15 protein-coding genes are annotated in these 15,860 nt (G+C 58.5%); 7 read left to right on the forward strand and 8 right to left on the reverse strand.

From position 1 onward, the window contains the following. Window positions 1-204 precede the first annotated feature (204 nt). Window positions 205-567 (forward strand): hypothetical protein, encoded by a 363-nt coding sequence (locus L6D63_RS08405; protein WP_131671246.1) that lies wholly within the window; start codon window positions 205-207, stop codon window positions 565-567. Between the two features lie 536 nt (window positions 568-1,103). Here the strand turns inward: L6D63_RS08405 and L6D63_RS08410 are convergent. After that, window positions 1,104-1,919: a VanW family protein gene (locus tag L6D63_RS08410; protein WP_236170302.1), complete on the reverse strand. Its 816-nt coding sequence runs from the start codon at window positions 1,917-1,919 to the stop codon at window positions 1,104-1,106. A 215-nt stretch (window positions 1,920-2,134) separates the two neighbouring features. Here L6D63_RS08410 and L6D63_RS08415 point away from each other — a divergent pair, with 215 nt between their 5' ends. Further along, window positions 2,135-2,941 carry a glycosyltransferase family 2 protein gene (locus L6D63_RS08415; protein WP_047293370.1) on the forward strand — a complete coding sequence of 269 codons (807 nt, stop codon included), beginning with the start codon at window positions 2,135-2,137 and terminating at the stop codon, window positions 2,939-2,941. Window positions 2,942-3,269: 328 nt separating this feature from the next. Here the strand turns inward: L6D63_RS08415 and L6D63_RS08420 are convergent, their stop codons facing one another. The 7 genes from L6D63_RS08420 to L6D63_RS08450 all read right to left on the reverse strand — a co-directional run bounded on the left by L6D63_RS08420 (window position 3,270) and on the right by L6D63_RS08450 (window position 10,618). Next, a complete protein-coding gene (locus tag L6D63_RS08420; protein ID WP_131671244.1) occupies window positions 3,270-3,854 on the reverse strand; it encodes a hypothetical protein in 585 nt (194 codons plus the stop codon). An 85-nt stretch (window positions 3,855-3,939) separates the two neighbouring features. Further along, window positions 3,940-4,122: a hypothetical protein gene (locus L6D63_RS08425; RefSeq protein ID WP_047293368.1), complete on the reverse strand. Its 183-nt coding sequence runs from the start codon at window positions 4,120-4,122 to the stop codon at window positions 3,940-3,942. Between the two features lie 11 nt (window positions 4,123-4,133). Next, on the reverse strand, window positions 4,134-4,376 hold the full coding sequence (locus tag L6D63_RS08430) for a hypothetical protein (RefSeq protein ID WP_095668849.1): 243 nt from the start codon (window positions 4,374-4,376) through the stop codon (window positions 4,134-4,136). A gap of 167 nt (window positions 4,377-4,543) precedes the next feature. Next, the gene (locus L6D63_RS08435) at window positions 4,544-5,614 is read right to left on the reverse strand and encodes a lipocalin-like domain-containing protein (protein ID WP_131671243.1); all 1,071 of its coding nucleotides are present in this window, start codon (window positions 5,612-5,614) and stop codon (window positions 4,544-4,546) included. After that, entirely contained in the window at window positions 5,604-8,075 is a 2,472-nt protein-coding gene (locus L6D63_RS08440; RefSeq protein WP_131671242.1) for an ABC transporter permease, read from the reverse strand. Before L6D63_RS08440 ends, L6D63_RS08435 begins: the two co-directional genes overlap by 11 nt. Then, the gene (locus L6D63_RS08445; protein WP_121186176.1) at window positions 8,072-8,725 is read right to left on the reverse strand and encodes an ABC transporter ATP-binding protein; all 654 of its coding nucleotides are present in this window, start codon (window positions 8,723-8,725) and stop codon (window positions 8,072-8,074) included. Before L6D63_RS08445 ends, L6D63_RS08440 begins: the two co-directional genes overlap by 4 nt. A gap of 195 nt (window positions 8,726-8,920) precedes the next feature. After that, on the reverse strand, window positions 8,921-10,618 hold the full coding sequence (locus L6D63_RS08450) for a sulfatase-like hydrolase/transferase (RefSeq protein WP_131671241.1): 1,698 nt from the start codon (window positions 10,616-10,618) through the stop codon (window positions 8,921-8,923). Between the two features lie 389 nt (window positions 10,619-11,007). Here L6D63_RS08450 and L6D63_RS08455 point away from each other — a divergent pair, with 389 nt between their 5' ends. Genes L6D63_RS08455 through L6D63_RS08475 form a run of 5 tightly spaced genes read left to right on the forward strand, consistent with a single transcriptional unit; the run spans window position 11,008 to window position 15,853 of the window. Next, window positions 11,008-12,360: a UDP-glucose dehydrogenase family protein gene (locus L6D63_RS08455; RefSeq protein ID WP_121186180.1), complete on the forward strand. Its 1,353-nt coding sequence runs from the start codon at window positions 11,008-11,010 to the stop codon at window positions 12,358-12,360. Continuing rightward, window positions 12,357-13,394, forward strand: coding sequence for an NAD-dependent epimerase (locus L6D63_RS08460; protein WP_047293358.1), 1,038 nt, complete (start codon window positions 12,357-12,359; stop codon window positions 13,392-13,394). Before L6D63_RS08455 ends, L6D63_RS08460 begins: the two co-directional genes overlap by 4 nt. 18 nt (window positions 13,395-13,412) lie before the next feature. Continuing rightward, on the forward strand, window positions 13,413-14,159 hold the full coding sequence (locus L6D63_RS08465) for a sugar transferase (RefSeq protein ID WP_047293357.1): 747 nt from the start codon (window positions 13,413-13,415) through the stop codon (window positions 14,157-14,159). Beyond that, window positions 14,159-14,806 (forward strand): CpsD/CapB family tyrosine-protein kinase, encoded by a 648-nt coding sequence (locus tag L6D63_RS08470; RefSeq protein WP_041066276.1) that lies wholly within the window; start codon window positions 14,159-14,161, stop codon window positions 14,804-14,806. The genes L6D63_RS08465 and L6D63_RS08470 overlap by 1 nt, the downstream gene beginning before the upstream one ends. 21 nt (window positions 14,807-14,827) lie before the next feature. After that, on the forward strand, window positions 14,828-15,853 hold the full coding sequence (locus tag L6D63_RS08475; RefSeq protein WP_047293356.1) for a polysaccharide biosynthesis/export family protein: 1,026 nt from the start codon (window positions 14,828-14,830) through the stop codon (window positions 15,851-15,853). Window positions 15,854-15,860: the final 7 nt, after the last annotated feature.

Below are 15,860 nucleotides of genomic sequence, written 5' to 3' on the forward strand. Positions count from 1 at the left end.
CCGCCCCCTTTTAATCAATAGAGATTGAAAACATTCCTTTTGCAAAGCCTCTTTTCATAAAATAAATCCGTCCCCTTTCCCACCAAGCAGGCGCGAGCTAGTGGTAATCGAATGTATAGCGCATCTCACGACAGTATAACATTTAGGATCTACCTAGATGAAACACTAACAACCGCCAAAAATTTTCACCCAACGATGAAATAGATGATGACCATAGAACAGCTTTCAGAAAAGCAACGCGGCATAGTCAACAATTGTCTACTAGACTTACTGGAGTCATCATCCTTACAAAACTCTAGTTTTTTGCCAAAAGCTTTAGAAAGCCTAATTAAATCGCATGGCTTTGGCATAGAAATGTCTGGGATATATATAAGCACGGACGAAGATCCAGAAAATATCCCTGAATACCTGAAAGATGGAATTGCTTTTGAATTTATGGATAGCCACGTCACATTGCCATTTAAAGACGCTGCCGCCTTTATCATTTCTTGGTGCGCTACACAAAAACAGGTGGAAGAGCTTAATCTAGACATAACGCTAGAAAAACTTAAGAAAAAATTCAGCTAAACAATTAGAACCAACAAATTAAAAAATAAATCTCGGCAAAAGGGGGCGGAAAACAAAAAAATACGAAATAACGATAAACAACGATGAGTTTCCGGAGCAATTCATCAAACACGCAAACTCATTTATTATCGAATGCAAAATTGACGACTCTAAGCAAGGCTACACGGACATTCCAGAGCTTGAAAAGATAAATTACCCAACCTTTGATAAAATTTTAAAAACCCATCACTATTTAGCGGCCAGCCTTATAAAAGATTGTCTTTATTTCGAGCTTTTTTATTTCTATTTCAAAAATCAGAAATACCTGAACTAGTTATAAATAGCATAAAAGATGTAAAATCAGATGAAATGTCAATTACGATCATGGGTGATACGTATCCAGCTCAGAAAAGTTGATGAACGAAAGGTGTCAGATTTATTTTCCAACTCTAATCAAAAGAGATTGAAATAAGCCCGTCTCCTTTTACACGACCACACTTCGCATACGGAGTCTCGCCGCCCATTAAATGATTTTTTCACCATCTACGGTATAGCGATCATCTCTCCACCATTTCCTCCGCCACCTCATACTTAACCACCACCCGATTCCGATACAACCTCACCCGCTCCACCAACTCCCCCACCTGCCCCTTCTCCCTCACCTCCCGCCAGCTCTCATTCTCCCGATAGACCCGCTCCCCCTCCCGCACAAACCGATGCCCTTCCTGAAACACGTGATACCGATACGCCCGCACCTGATCGCACAACAACTCGCCCTCCAGCTGCGTGTCCCCCACATTCAACTTCAACTGAAAAGTCCGATCCGTCGAATTGTGCAGTACCAGGTCAACGTAGTTGTAGAAAATTGCCGCACCGGAACCGAATGGCAGCACTCGCCCCTCATCCGGGAATGGATCGAAGCTGTGGTTGGAGCGTTCAACAACGACCAGCGGCGAGTGAATCGCCATCCAGTGGATCAGGTTGCTCAGTTGGCAGATTCCGCCGCCGACACCGCGTCGTGCTTCGCCGAAGGACAGTTCCATGCCTTCGACGTAGCCGCGTTTGCGGGTTGGGCGGCCGACGAGGCGGCAGAAGGAGAAGTGTTCGCCGGGGGCGATGATGAGGCCGTCGATGGCGGCGACGGCGAGTTTCAGGTTGATGACTTTGTTGTGTTGCAGGGCGAGGTCGGAGTCGCCGAGTTTGCGGATGAGTTTCGAGGTGTGTTTGAGGTAGCGAAATGGCAGACGGTCAGCGCCGGCCACAAGGCGTGCGTAGCGTTTGCTGGAGCAGTGCCAGGCGATCTGGCGGAACAGTCTTTTTTGCCACACGCGCAGCCAGTACAGGGCCGGGTGATAGAGGGAAAGTGGTTTCATCCGTGGGGCGACGGCAGGTGCCGTTTCTTCCTTGACGCATCCGAGGAGCACGCAGTTTAGCCTGTGGGCCGGCTTGCGTCGTGCGCGAGATGTCGTGTCTCGAAACACCTCGCCTCACTTCCTGAACAGCAAATTAAGCTTCAACTAAGCTTGCGTCGCTAGCATCCCGGCCCGAGAGACACCTGTCGCCGATCAACCGCGGATGAGCTTCCCGAATGAGCCAGTTTGATTTACCAGCCGTTACGCAGCCGAATTTCAGTCTTGTATTGGTAAATTACAAAACCCCGGACATCACCCGGATGTGCCTGGAGTTGTTGCGTCAGCACGTTCAGGCGCAGCGCATTCCGGTTTGGGTGGTGGACAATGATTCTGCCGACGCCAGTCTGGATTATTTGCGCTCGCTGGACTGGATCAATCTGATCGAACGCTCCTCCCCCGGCAAAGAAGCGGGACATATCGCCCATGGCAAGGCGTTGGATCTGGCGCTGGAAAAAGTTGAAACCGACTATCTGTTTCTGCTGCACACCGACACTTTTGTCTACGACAAGGAAGTCTTCGCGATGATGCTGCGTGAGTGCGCAAAGTCTGCAGACATTGCTGCAGTCGGGTGTGTCGAGCAAATCAATCGCGGGATTGTCAGAGACACTTGGCGACTAACTTCGCGTTTTTGCAAACACTATATTCGCCGGGCGAAAACGGCATTGGGTTTGCGCAGTAAAGAGCCGAAACCTTATCGGGAAACTCACCTCAAAAGTTTTTGCACGTTGTGGAACGCCAGGTTGATGAAGTCTCAGGGACTGCACTTTTGCATGGATGACCGAGTTCCCGGTTATACCCTGCAGGATCGAATGGTCGCTTTGGGCTTCGGCATCAAGCTGCTGTCACCGCGCAAGATTTTCCGCTATCTGGATCACATCCAGGCAGGCACCGTCGCTGCCGCCGGCACCTACGGCAAAAACCACCGTCGTACCAGAATGTACGAGGCCACTCTCAAACGTTTTGAAAAGCAAGCATCGGTTTGATCATGAACACAAAAAGGGCGACCGCAAAGTCGCCCTTTTTTAATCTGAAATTGTATACATCCGCTCCGAAGAGGTGTTCGCCCAGTGTAATGGCCTGGCAATCCATGCACCGGTAAAGAGCCCTGACACTGGGCGAACGGGAAGGATTTTAATAGAAGTTGGCGGATATGTCGTCATACACAAAGGTAAATTTTATGTACGAATAAGTTAATAGATATTTATCGACGAAATCCTTTCGTGAAACTTTCAAAGCACGGCTCAGCTCATTTCAGATGATTGTTCTCATACAATAATTTGTACAAGAACAATCATCTTGTAGAGTTAATACTCAGCTTTCATGCTGACTGGTCACTTTTAATACATCGGTATAAGTGACAACTACGCTCTGCCCTACTTTCAGATCTTTCAGCTTGACTTGGATTTCAGGCTTTTTCACGTCGAGGGTTTTCGACTGACCCTGCGGGTTTTCCAGGGTCACCTGATTATTCTTCAAATCAATTTTGGTGATTTTCAGTTGCACCTGAATCTGGCGATAAGCCTCGCCGCCCGGGTTTTCGCTGCCCGGCGCCTTGCGCAGCTCGCCGCTACGCTCGACGGTGCCAGGCAGACCTTTATCCACATCGGTATCGAGGTAAGCCGCCACCGAGCGTTGGACTTCGAGTTTTACCAGGTCGCCGACCTTGAGGTTGGCGAGGTTTTTCGCCTTGTCGCTGAGCTGGACGTGAACCTGACGACCTTCTGCACCTTCGAGCACGACCTGATGGTTGGCCGCATCAACGGCCAGCACTTTGGTGGTGACCTGATCGGCCTCGATGGTGGCGGACAGCGGAATGTCCGCCGCCATGGCAACGAAGCTGGTGGCGGACAGAACGGTTGCAAGGGTGATGGCCTTGGCCAGAGCGTGGAGCTTCATAAGCGGTACTTTCCCTGTAGTGAATGGCAGCAACTGGCGCCAACGCGTGTTTGGCGCCGAATGTGCCACTGAGCATAGACGCTGTTCAGGGCTTGGCTTTCGATTCTGCCGCAGCAGTCTCTTGCGCAGTGGATTCGCCACTGGCGGTGCCCTTGCCGCTGTCCTTGCGTTGCTTGGGGTCGGTCGGGCGCAGGGCGTCGTTATCGCGCTCGGTCTCTCCCGGTGGCCGGGGTTCATCGGGATGTTCACTGGGGGATACGGGTTTCATGGGAGTGCTCCTCAGGCGTCAGGGTCATCCAGTTCATTGGCGACATTCGCGGCGGGCGAATTCTTGTGCAGGTCATCGGCCTTGGCGCGCAGGATCTGCCACTGCTCCAGATCGATCGCGCCTTGACCGAGCAGATCGTCGGCGATGCGTTGCAGGTCGAAATAATGAGCGTCGGGGGACTGCTGCCAGTAGGTCTGATCGTCGAACAGGCGCTGCCAGGTGCTGAGGTCTGGGGGTTGCAGGTCGTCGCTCATGGCTAATCCTCCACGGGTAATAGTTTGTAGAGGCTGCGCAATGAAACGGAGTTCAACCCAATCCCTGTAGGAGCTGCCGCAGGCTGCGATCTTTTGACTTTGATTTTTACAAACAGGATCAAAAGATCGCAGCCTTCGGCAGCTCCTACATGAATGGCAATCAGCAGTCAGTATCCGGTCATTTCAAGATAGCCGCGCCCGCCATGGCTGCCGCTGATCTGCACCGGGCCCTCCCAATAAGGAATGCGCAGGTTCATCCAAGCCTTGGGGTTGAGCGCGTCGAGACTGATGTCGAGGTGTTTGTCGGGAATGCTGATCGACCAGCGCACCGGCATCGTGTGCCCGGCAACTTTTGCGGTGTTTTGCGGCGTGAGTTTGATCTGCTCAGCGTGCAAGGTTTCAGTCTGGCCGTCGGCGTTGATCCAGGTGCCGGTCAGATACGGTGCGCCATCGGTTTGTCGGGTGCGAAACAGCATCAGCGATTCACCGCTGTCCAGATGCAGGGAAAACCAGTCCCAGCCGGTCTGATTGGCCGCCAGCGGCTGGCTGCTCCACTCACGGTCCAGCCATGCCGGGCCACTGACGGTGTAGGTCTGGCCGTCGATTTGCAGGGTGCCGCTGGCCTGAAAGAACGGCTGACTGTAGTAGTACGAGGCCTGGCCCTGTGCGGATTTGCGGCTGAAGCCGTTGTCGCCCTGCAACACCAGCGGTCGGCTGGAGGTGAGGTGCAGTTGATAGCTGAAGGCTTTGTCGCGGGCACTGAGTTGCACATCCGTCAGCGGATCCTGCGCCTCGCTGGCGAAGCGCCAATCATCGATCCACGCCTCGAACGGCGCCACGTTCACCCCGGCCTGCCCCACTCCGCCCCGGGCATAGCGCTCGGCAGCATGGTGCGCGGTAGCCGACGTCACCGCGGCATGCCCGAGCCAGATCGTCTGGCCGGCCCAGCCCGATTGCTCTGGCGCAGGTTTCAGGGCGCTGCGAAACAGCGTCCATTGCACACCGAAATCGTGGCCCTGCTGATCCTTTAGATTGGCGGTGACGTACCACCACTCGATACGAAATCCATCGTGGGCGCCGTGATCCGCCGGGAAGCTGAATACCCGCCCCGGCACCACAGCGGTGAACTGCGCAGCCTGATCGCCAAGTCCGGCGAAGCCCTTCTGCTCAGGCACAGGCTGATCGCAACCGGCCAACAGCAGCAGCGCGAACAGCAGCGCAACCCGGTTAATCCTCATGGGCAAACGTCCTCAGCAGATCCGCCGGTTGCGTGCGGTACAACGAATACAGCGGCCACGCCGAGGCCAGCAAGGTCGCCAGTAACGCCAATCCCATCAATTGCAGCAGTTGCAGCGGGAAGATCCGCAGCGGTAAGCGCCAGCCGAATGCCTGCACATTGATCACCGCGTCCAGACACCACGCCAACGCGATCCCCAGCGGCAAAGCCAGCACCAGCGTCAGCAGCGCGAGCAACCAGGTCTGGCCGAGGTTGAGCAGCATCAACTGCCGGCGCGTCACGCCCAAGGCCCACAGCGGCGCCAGTTGCCCGAGACGGCTCTGGCTTTGGGTCAGCAGGCTGATGAACAGCGCCACACCGGCCACCGCCAAAGTGAGGCTGTTGAGCGCGGCGGTGGCGGCGAAAGTGCGTTCGAACACTTGCACCGACCAGCCCTTGAGCCGCGCCTGATCCACGATGCGGCTATCATCGAGCTGAAAGCGCGTTTGCAGCGCGGTCAAAAACCACGGGATGTCGGGCGGCGCGATACGCAGGTTGAAACGGTTCGGCGTCAGCGTCGGCCACAGGCGCAGCAGGTGGTTGCTGTTGACCAACAGATGGCCCTTGGGATTGCCGTAATCGGCGTAGATGCCGACGATGCGTGGTGACCACGGCCCGCCCGGCGTCGGCACGCTCAGATGATCCCCCGCGCGAACCTTCAGCCGTCGCGCCAGTTGTTCGCTGAGCATCACCGCATCGTCCGTCGCCAGGTGCGCCCACGGATCACCGGCGATCGCCTCGAGCAATGGCCAGTGCTGCCGGTAATAAGGATGATCGATCACCCCGAAGACATCAGCCGGCCAGCCTTGCAGGGTCACCGCGACTTGCCAGTTGGGCAGCACCGCGCTGACGTTCGGCTGTTGTTTGAGCCAGACGTACATCTCGCGCGATTGCGCCGGATTCACCGGGTTGAGGTACAGCTCGGCACTCAGGCGTTGTTCGAGCCAGTCGTTGAAGGTCTGGCGAAAACCGGCGGTCATGCTGCCCGCGCCGATGTTTGCCGCCAGCGCCAGCAACAGCGCCATCAGCGCCAGACTCAGTGCCGGTAACTGTTGGCGGCAATCAGCAAGAAACCACTGACCCAGCACCGAACGACTGCGCCCAAGCAATCGATTGAGCACCGCGCTGAGCACCACCGGCAACGCCAGTGCGGCACCGAGCAGCAACCCGGCCATCAACACAAAACCACTGCTCAGGCTGTCGCCGAACAGCAGCGCCAGCAGCGCGATTACGCCCAATAGCACCGCCAGCCAACCCTGACGGCGCAACCAGCGCGCATGTTGCTGATGCCAGGCCTGTGGGTCCGCCACCGCCAACAGCGGCAAACGTACCGCCCGCAACAGACTGTTGGCGCCGGCCAGCAACGCGCCGAACAGACTCAGACCAATACCGCTGAACCACCACCATGGACTCAGGCGTAACTGCCCCGCCACTTCCGCGCCGTATAAACCACGCAGGCTGGCGGCGACATCCGGCAGCAATACGCTCGCCAGCCAGTAACCGCTGACGACTCCGAACACCCCGCCAATCAACGCCAGCACACCGAGTTCGACGATCAGGCTGCCGATCAGCATCCGCGCACCGACCCCGCAGGCACGCAAGGTGCGCAGCAGGCCACGACGCTGCTCCAGCGCCAGACCGATGGCCGCGTGCACGATGAACAGCCCGACCACGAACGAGAGAAATCCCAAGGCATCAAGATTCAGGTGGAAGCTCTCGGTCAGGCGCGCCAGATTGTTTTCCTCGGCGCTGCTTTTGAGCTGCAACCGGCCATTGAACGCGGCCGGCAACTCGGCGTGAAAATCCTTGGGCAGCAACAAGCGTGACACTTGCCCGGGTTGCTCCAGCAGACTCTGCGCGACGCCAATGTCCACCAGCAACACGCCCGGCGCCATGTCCTTTTGTACCTGCAGCGGCGGCAGGTTTTGGCCGTTGACGGCCTGGGGTGTTGCGCCTTCGCTGAGGTTCAGGGCCTGCAAGGTCTCAGGCGAAATCCACGTAACGCCCGGCGGCGAGAAGAACGCGACGATGCGCTCGATCGGCATCGCCTGTCCGGCCACGGCGGAATCCACCGGCAGCGACACCGGTTCGATGCCCATCAGCTGCAGGCGCTGATCCGGGTGATCCTTGAGCGCCAGCCGCCCCTGCAACAGCGGCGAGACCGGCCAGCCCTGGCGGCGCAGGTCAACGAACCATTGCTGGGTAAACGTCGCGCCATTGGGCGTAGCAAGGCTGGCCTGCGGTTCGCCGCCAATCATCTGGCTCGCCCGGGCGTAACTGTCGCGGGCCTGACTGTTCAGCGCCTCGACGCCGGTCAACAGACTGGTGGCCAGCCACAATCCCGTCAGCACACTGAAGAACTGCACCGGATGCCGCCGCCAATGGCTGAGCAGCGCACGCAGGGTTTGCCAGAACACGTTCACGTCAGACGGCCCTTGGACAACACCACCCGCTGCGCCAGTCGCGCCGCCACGCGTGGGCTGTGCGTGACCATCAGCAGCGTGGTCGGCGTGTCGTCGAGCAACTCCAGCAACAGGCGCAGCACTTCATCGCTGGTGGCTTCGTCGAGGCTGCCGGTGGGTTCGTCGGCCAGCAGCAGTTTCGGTCGCGACGCCAACGCCCGGGCCAAAGCAACCCGCTGCTGCTGGCCGCCTGACAGTTGTTCGGGATAACGCTTGAGCAAATCACCCAAACCCAGACGCTGCACCAGATGCGCTTGCCAGCGCGGGTCATGGCGCCCGGCCAGACGCGCCTGAAACGCCAGATTGTCCTCGACCCGCAGGCTGCCGATCAGGTTGAACTGCTGGAACACCAGACCGATTTCCGTGCGGCGCCAGTCGGCCAGTTGCGCTTCGTTCATCTGCTCCAGCCGATGCTCGCCGCTGTGGATGCTGCCGCGATCCACCTTGTCGAGGCCGGCGATCAGGTGCAGCAAAGTGCTTTTGCCACTGCCGGATTCGCCCATCAGCGCCAGGCTGCCGCCGGGTTCGAGTGTCAGGTCGACGCCTTGCAGCACGGGCAATGAGCCTTGGGGAGTGAGATAACTTTTGAAAACGCCTTGAACCTGAAGCATGCCGCCATCCGTTGGATCAGTGTGGGGCAAGGATAGCGGATTGCGGGCTGATCAAATCAGTGGTGTTTGCACTGGCCCCATCGCTGGCAAGCCAGCCCCCACAGGGATTGGGGTTGTCCACAAACACCAGGTTCACCCTGAAACACTGTGGGAGCTGGCTTGCCAGCGATGAGGCCAGTGAACCCGACACAACGCTCAATCCCCGGTCGCCACACTGGTCGCCGCCTCCCCCGGCGTGACAATGGTGTTCAGATCAATGTGCTTCCACTCAGGCCTGGCCCCCAGCCGCGCATTGAAGCGGTAGTTGAAGGTGAAATCGTCCGCCGTCGGCAGCGTCAGCGGTTTGCCATATACCGCCTCGATGCCCGCCAGGTCGTAACCCATCAGCTGCAGCAGCGTCGGGAAAATGTTGTAGTGACTGGAACGGTCCTTGTTCACCGGCAATGACTGCGCCCAATCCGGGCCGTGCAGTTGATCGCCCTGAATCACCACCAGCGGCACCAACCCCTCCTCCTCCACCGGATCACCACCGCAGTGGGTATTGAGCCCGGGATTGCCGCGCTCATGCAGGTCCTGGCCGTGATCGGAGGTGTAGATCAGCAGCGCATTGTTCAGCCTGGCCTGGGCAAATACCCGGGCGAAAAACTCGCCCACGTTCCATAACACCGTGTTCTTGTAGGCGTTGCGGTACAGCAGCCAATCGTCCGGCTGGCCGTTGAAACCGTCGCGTTTGCCGGTATCGGCGACTTCGGTGAACTGCCCGCGCGGCAGGGTCGGACGGTAGGCCATGAAGGCGTCGGGGTACTTGTCGTGCACCGGGAAATGCGCGCCGACTTTATTGATCACCACCAGCTCCGGCTGATCGTCGTTGAGCAACTCGATCAGCTTCGCGGCGGCAGCCATGTCGCGGTCTCGCACGCTGGTCTGGTCAAACTGCACGAACTCGTCGATGTCCTTTTTCTCGGTGTCGGTCATCAGGTTCTGCAGATTGCCGGCGGTGCGCTGGGCGTCGATGTAGACCGTGCGCAACCCGGCCTTTTTCGCGTACTGCCAGATCGACGGCAGCGTGCTGTTGATCCGTATGTAGTCGGCACGCGTACCGCCGTAACGCAACGTAACGTTGGTATCGGCGCTGCAGTTGGCAATGGACGCGGCGTAGCCGTAGTTGAAAATCTCGACCCCCGGATGCGCCTGCTTGAGGTTGCTGTGCACCCCGAACGGCGCGTTGATGTCCAGGTAATTGCCGGAGATGCTTTCGTCGATAATCAGCACGATGTCGTGATTGACCGTCGCAGCGCTGCGCGCCAGCGTCACGGGCTCACGCGGACCGACCGTGTTGTGCAGCGCTTCATAGGTGAACAGGTTCAGATAGGCCAGCGGCGTGTACATGATCGGCAAGCCCCGCGCCCCCTCGCCCGCCCGCAGGAACAACACCGCGCTCAACAGCAGCACACCACACACCGGCGCCGCCACTCGCAATGCATTGGGCACTGCCAGCGCATGCCGCGGTTTGAGCCCGATGCCGAACAGCAACAGCAGGCCGCTGAGCACGCCATGAATGATCGCGTCGCGATACTGGTAAGCGGCTTCCTGAATGAAGCCGCCAGAGTAAACCAGCGAGACAAAGCTGCTGTAGCTCAGGTAATCCGCGGTGACCCGGGTATAAACATCGAAAAACACTGCCGAGACAAACAGTGTTATTGCGAACAAGTGGCGAATGAGAGCTTGACGAATATACGCCGTTAGATATAACGCCAAAGTAAGCGCCAAAAACATCGCGCCAAAAAGAAGTACAGCAAAACCTGCGCCGATAGCATTTAACCGATCAATGTAATATTCGGAGTAAAGCAGCAAGTAAATAAATAAAAGTAATTCTTTGGCATATCTGAACATGGCGATACCGCTCGCGCAAAACGGCAGGGAGTCAAAGGTTTGTCGGTCAGAACCTGACACTAGCACCCGGCCATCAAAGCGCAAGAATTGACTGTTTTTTTCACAAAGCGTCAAAAAACCGGTGACTCAAATCTGACACACACGAAACGCTAGAAGCCTTTAAATTAAAGACTTACAACCGTTTATCGCTTATTTTGAATCTGAACAAATCTGCAAAAAATCAACAAATCCAATCGCAGCAATGACTTGATGGCCAATCGCCAAAAAGCGCTCAAGTGTTATACAGGTGCAACATGTCATTTTGCTGACACGCTTTCCAAACCCTGCGCTATACCCCTTTTACAGTCTTCTTCCGAACTTCTTCTTTTCGCTCTATCGAGGGTGCGCAGATGGACGTGAGCGTATTTGGCACCGGCTATGTCGGATTAATTCAAGCCGCCGCACTTGCCGATGTGGGACATCGGGTTTTATGTGTCGATATTGACCCGAACAAGATTAAACAACTGCAACAAGCCGTGCCGCCTATTAGCGAACCGGGCTTATCCGCTGCACTGGAAGAAAACATCAAGGCTGGCCGTCTGCTGTTCAGCACCCAGGCCAGCGACGCAGTGGAGCATGCCGAGTTGATCTTCATCGCCGTGGGCACCCCCGCCGATGAGGACGGATCCGCCGACCTGACCCATGTGCTCAACGTCGCCCGGCAGATCGCCTCGCACATGGAGGCCGATCGCACCCTGATCATCAAGTCCACGGTGCCGGTCGGCACGGCGGATCAGGTCGCCGCCAAGGCCTGCGAAGAATTGCAGCGCCGCGGCCGCAGCAGCCTCCAGGTGCGGGTGGTGTCCAACCCCGAATTCCTCAAGGAAGGCAGCGCCCTCGCCGATTGCATGCGCCCGGACCGGATCATCATTGGCACCCGCGATGACGCGGCCCGCGAACAGATGAGCGAGCTGTACGCGCCGTTCTGCCGCAACCACGAAAAACTGATGTTCATGGACAACCGCAGCGCCGAGCTGACCAAGTACGCGGCCAACGCGATGCTCGCTACGCGTATCAGCTTCATGAACGAGCTGGCCAATCTCACTGAATTGCTGGGCGCCGACATCGAAGCGGTGCGCAAAGGCATCGGCTCCGATCCGCGCATCGGCTACCACTTCATCTATCCCGGTTGCGGCTTCGGCGGTTCATGCTTTCCCAAGGATCTGCGCGCCCTGCTGCACACCGCCGAACACAACGGCATGCCGCTGAAACTGCTGCGCAGCGTCACTGATGTCAACGACAGCCAGCGGCACATTCTTTTCAGCAAACTCAAGGCGCAGTTTCCGCAAGGCCTGGCCGGCAAGTCGATCGCGATCTGGGGCCTGGCGTTCAAACCCAATACCGATGACATGCGCGAAGCCCCCAGCCGCTACCTGATGGACGCGCTGTGGGCCGAAGGCGCGAGCGTGCAGGCCTACGATCCGGAGGCCATGTCCGAATGCCGGCGCCTGTACGGCTATCGCGACGATCTGCACTTGTGCGCCACCCGCGACGACACCCTGGAAGATGCCGATGCGCTGGTGATCTGCACCGAATGGAAGAATTTCCGCGTGGTGGATTTCGAGCTGCTGGCGAGCAAGTTGCGCTCCAAAGTGATTGTCGACGGTCGCAACCTCTACAACCCGGAACACGTGGCCGCCGCCGGTTTGCATTACAGCGGCATCGGCCTGCGCCACATCGCACCCGAAGGACTGCGCCCATGAAAATCCTGGTCACTGGTGCAGCCGGCTTCATTGGTGCCCATTGCGTGTTGCGGCTGATGCGCGACGGACATGCGGTGGTCGGCCTGGATAATTTCAACGGCTACTACGATCCGCAGCTCAAACACGATCGCGTGCAATGGGTGCGTGATCAGGTCGGGCACTTCTCGCTGGCGCGCATTGATCTGGCCGATGCCGCCGCGATCGAAGCGCTGTTTGTCCGCGAGCAACCGCAGGTGGTGATCCACCTCGCGGCGCAGGCCGGGGTGCGCTACTCGCTGGAAAATCCGAAAGCCTATCTGGACAGCAATCTCTGCGGCTTCCTGAACATTCTCGAAGGCTGCCGCCACCATCCGGTGGAGCACTTGATTTACGCCTCGTCGAGCTCGGTGTATGGCGCCAACCAGCACACGCCGTATTCGGTGCACGACGGTGTCAATCACCCGCTGTCGCTGTACGCCGCCACTAAAAAAGCCAATGAGCTGATGGCCCACAGTTACAGCCACCTGTTTGGCATTCCCAGCACCGGCCTGCGCTTTTTCACGGTGTATGGCCCTTGGGGGCGGCCTGACATGTCGCCCATCCAGTTTGCCCGGGCGATCACCGAAGGCACGCCGCTGAAACTGTTCAACTACGGCGAGCACCAGCGCGACTTCACCTACATAGACGACATCGTCGAAAGCATCGCGCGCCTCACCGACCATCCGCCACACAGCCACCCGGAGTGGGATCGCGAGCACCCCGACGCCGGCAGCAGCATGGCCCCGTGGTGCCTGTTCAACATCGGCGGCCACCACCCGGTGGAGCTGAAAACCTACCTGGCGCTGATGGAAAAACACCTCGGCCAGAAAGCCATTGTCGAGCTCTTGCCCCTGCAACCGGGCGATGTGCTCAACACCTGTGCCGAGACCGATGATCTGGCCCAGGCCACCGGGTTCCAGCCCCGGATCGAGCTGGATGAAGGACTGGGGCGTTTCATCGCCTGGTTTCGCGACTACTACCCCACTGCCTATCGCCCACGCGCCGCTCGCGGCTGAACATCAGCGGAGGACCCCATGACTGGACATGAACAAGGTGTACCGATCAACCAGATGCGCCGCGACAAGCGCATGGATCCCGAGCACCGAATGCGCCTCGATTCCGCCATCCACAGGCAGGGCCGTGGCTGGCTGACCGGCCGTGACGGTGGCCGGCCATGGACGCTGTCCCGCACCAACCGGGTGTTGGCCTGCTTCGGTGCGCTGGTGCTGCTGGTGGTGTTTTCGCCGCTGCTGCTGGGCCTGGCGCTGGCCATCAAATTCACCAGCCCGGGGCCGGTGATGTTCGTGCAGAAACGCACCGGTTATCGCGGCCGCACCTTCGGCATGTACAAGTTCCGCACCATGGTCTGCAACGCCGAAGAGCTGAAGGAATCGCTGCGTCACCTCAACAAGCACGGGGTCGACGCCATCGATTTCAAGATCGACAAGGACCCACGCATCACCGGTATCGGCGGTTTCCTGCGGCGCACCAGCCTCGATGAACTGCCCAACCTGTTCAACGTGGTGAGCGGTGACATGCGCCTGGTCGGCCCGCGGCCGACCTCGTTCAACGCCTACCGCTACAAGGACAATCACCTCGCGCGCCTGAGCATCTACCCCGGCATGACCGGCCTGTGGCAGATCTCCGGACGCAGCAACATCGACTTCGACCAGCGCGTTGAGTTGGACCTCAGCTACATCGCCGAGCAAAGCCTTTTGCTTGATCTGAAGATCTTGTTGAAAACCCCTTTCAAAGTATTCAGCGGCCACGGAGCAAGCTAATGGACGGTTCAACCAACAAAAGCCTGAGCATTGCCAACCCCAGCGAATCGAACCTGATTTCGACCGTGCTGGATCTGGATCTGCGGATCCTGTTCCTGACCGCCGCCAACCCCGGCGCCGGTACCACCACCAGCGCGTTGGCGCTGGCCAGCCAACTGGCGCAGATGAGCAGCGGCCAAGTGCTGCTGGTCGACGCCAGCCAGTCGGCGGGCAGCCTCACGCAGCAATTGAACCTGGGCAAGGAGCGCGGCCTGCGCGACCTGCTGTTCAACCCGGACAACCCGCCGCTGTTGCAGGATTGCGTGGTGCAGGTTTCCAGCCTGCCGTTCCACGTGCTGCCCAACGGCCGGCCGATCCGCACCCTGGAGCACTTGACCGCCGAGCGCCTGAGCCCGCTGCTCGACCGCTTGGGCACGCAGTATCGCTTCGTGGTGATCGACGGTGACGCGGTGTATTCCGCCGCCGACACGCTGGTGCTCGCCACTCAGGTCGATGGCGTGGTGTTCGTGGTGCGCGCCGAAGACACCCGCTGGGAAGTCGCCCAGGCCGCCGTGCAACGCCTGACTCAGGCCGGGGCAAAAGTGGTCGGCAGCGTATTCAACCGGCGCAAGTACTACATGCCCAAGTGGCTCTACAAAAACCTGTAAGCAAACGCGAGGGATGACGCCATGAACGCCAAGATACTGGTTCTGCTGATGCTGCCGCTTGCAGGCTGCTCGAGCAATTCCGAAACCCAGCACATGCCGGTGAATATTCTCACCGCCACCCCGGCCAACGCCCAGGCCACCGACATGCCGAAGATCGAGCAGACCTTGCGCCCGCAAGACGTGCTGGATGTGATCTTCCACATCAGCACCAGCGGCTCGGATGCCTATCGCGTGCAGTCAGGTGACCAGATCGGCCTGAACTTCACCGCCGCCAGCCAGCTCAATGGCAACCAGTTGGTGCTGCCCGACGGCACCATCAACCTGCCCGGCGCCAACACCTCGGTGAAAATCGCCGGCCTGACCGCCGATGAGGCGCGCGATGAAATCCAGCGTGCCTACCAGCGCAAACAGCTGTTCCAGCCCAACCGCAATCAACTGACGGTGCAGGTCATCAGCCCGCTGACCAATGAGCAGAACCTGAAAAGCGCGCTGAATCACCCCGCTACCGGCATGAGCCGCGAGATCACCGTGGGCAATGACGGTTATGCGAGCTTTCCAGAAATCGGCGCGGTGCCGCTGCAAGGCATGACCATCAATCAACTGGAAACCTTCCTCAACCAGAAGTACGCGCAATTGCCGGGGCGGATGAGCGTCGATGTGATGCTCAAGTCCACCGCTGGCAACGAGATCTACGTGCTGGGCGAGGTCGGCCAACCGGGCTCCTACCCGATCCGCCGTCCGGTATCGGTGCTTGAAGCGCTGACCCTGGCGCGCGGCACCAACGTCAAGGCGCGTCTGGACTCGGTGGTGATCATGCGCCGCAACGGCAATCAGGTGCAGGCCGTGCACTACGACGTGGAAAAAGCTCTGTCGGGCGATGCGTCGCAGATCGCCTATCTGCAACCGGACGACATGCTGTTCGTGCCAAAAACCAAACTGGCGAGTGCCGGCGATCTGGCCCGGCAACTGGCCGACGTGGTGTTGTTCCAGGGCGTGGGTTTCAGCTTCGGCTACCGCGTCGACAACAAAGGCAGTAACAACAACTGACTCTCAG

This window comes from Pseudomonas parakoreensis (assembly GCF_021602155.1).
In the GTDB taxonomy this organism is placed as follows: Bacteria; Pseudomonadota; Gammaproteobacteria; order Pseudomonadales; family Pseudomonadaceae; genus Aquipseudomonas; species Aquipseudomonas parakoreensis.

Bases quoted from the DNA above. Each gene is read 5' to 3' on its own strand.
- L6D63_RS08405 (WP_131671246.1), top strand. From the start codon at position 205: ATGATGACCATAGAACAGCTTTCAGAAAAGCAACGCGGCATAGTCAAC.
- L6D63_RS08410 (WP_236170302.1), bottom strand. From the start codon at position 1,919: ATGAAACCACTTTCCCTCTATCACCCGGCCCTGTACTGGCTGCGCGTG.
- L6D63_RS08415 (WP_047293370.1), top strand. From the start codon at position 2,135: ATGAGCCAGTTTGATTTACCAGCCGTTACGCAGCCGAATTTCAGTCTT.
- L6D63_RS08420 (WP_131671244.1), bottom strand. From the start codon at position 3,854: ATGAAGCTCCACGCTCTGGCCAAGGCCATCACCCTTGCAACCGTTCTG.
- L6D63_RS08425 (WP_047293368.1), bottom strand. From the start codon at position 4,122: ATGAAACCCGTATCCCCCAGTGAACATCCCGATGAACCCCGGCCACCG.
- L6D63_RS08430 (WP_095668849.1), bottom strand. From the start codon at position 4,376: ATGAGCGACGACCTGCAACCCCCAGACCTCAGCACCTGGCAGCGCCTG.
- L6D63_RS08435 (WP_131671243.1), bottom strand. From the start codon at position 5,614: ATGAGGATTAACCGGGTTGCGCTGCTGTTCGCGCTGCTGCTGTTGGCC.
- L6D63_RS08445 (WP_121186176.1), bottom strand. From the start codon at position 8,725: ATGCTTCAGGTTCAAGGCGTTTTCAAAAGTTATCTCACTCCCCAAGGC.
- L6D63_RS08450 (WP_131671241.1), bottom strand. From the start codon at position 10,618: ATGTTCAGATATGCCAAAGAATTACTTTTATTTATTTACTTGCTGCTT.
- L6D63_RS08455 (WP_121186180.1), top strand. From the start codon at position 11,008: ATGGACGTGAGCGTATTTGGCACCGGCTATGTCGGATTAATTCAAGCC.
- L6D63_RS08460 (WP_047293358.1), top strand. From the start codon at position 12,357: ATGAAAATCCTGGTCACTGGTGCAGCCGGCTTCATTGGTGCCCATTGC.
- L6D63_RS08465 (WP_047293357.1), top strand. From the start codon at position 13,413: ATGACTGGACATGAACAAGGTGTACCGATCAACCAGATGCGCCGCGAC.
- L6D63_RS08470 (WP_041066276.1), top strand. From the start codon at position 14,159: ATGGACGGTTCAACCAACAAAAGCCTGAGCATTGCCAACCCCAGCGAA.
- L6D63_RS08475 (WP_047293356.1), top strand. From the start codon at position 14,828: ATGAACGCCAAGATACTGGTTCTGCTGATGCTGCCGCTTGCAGGCTGC.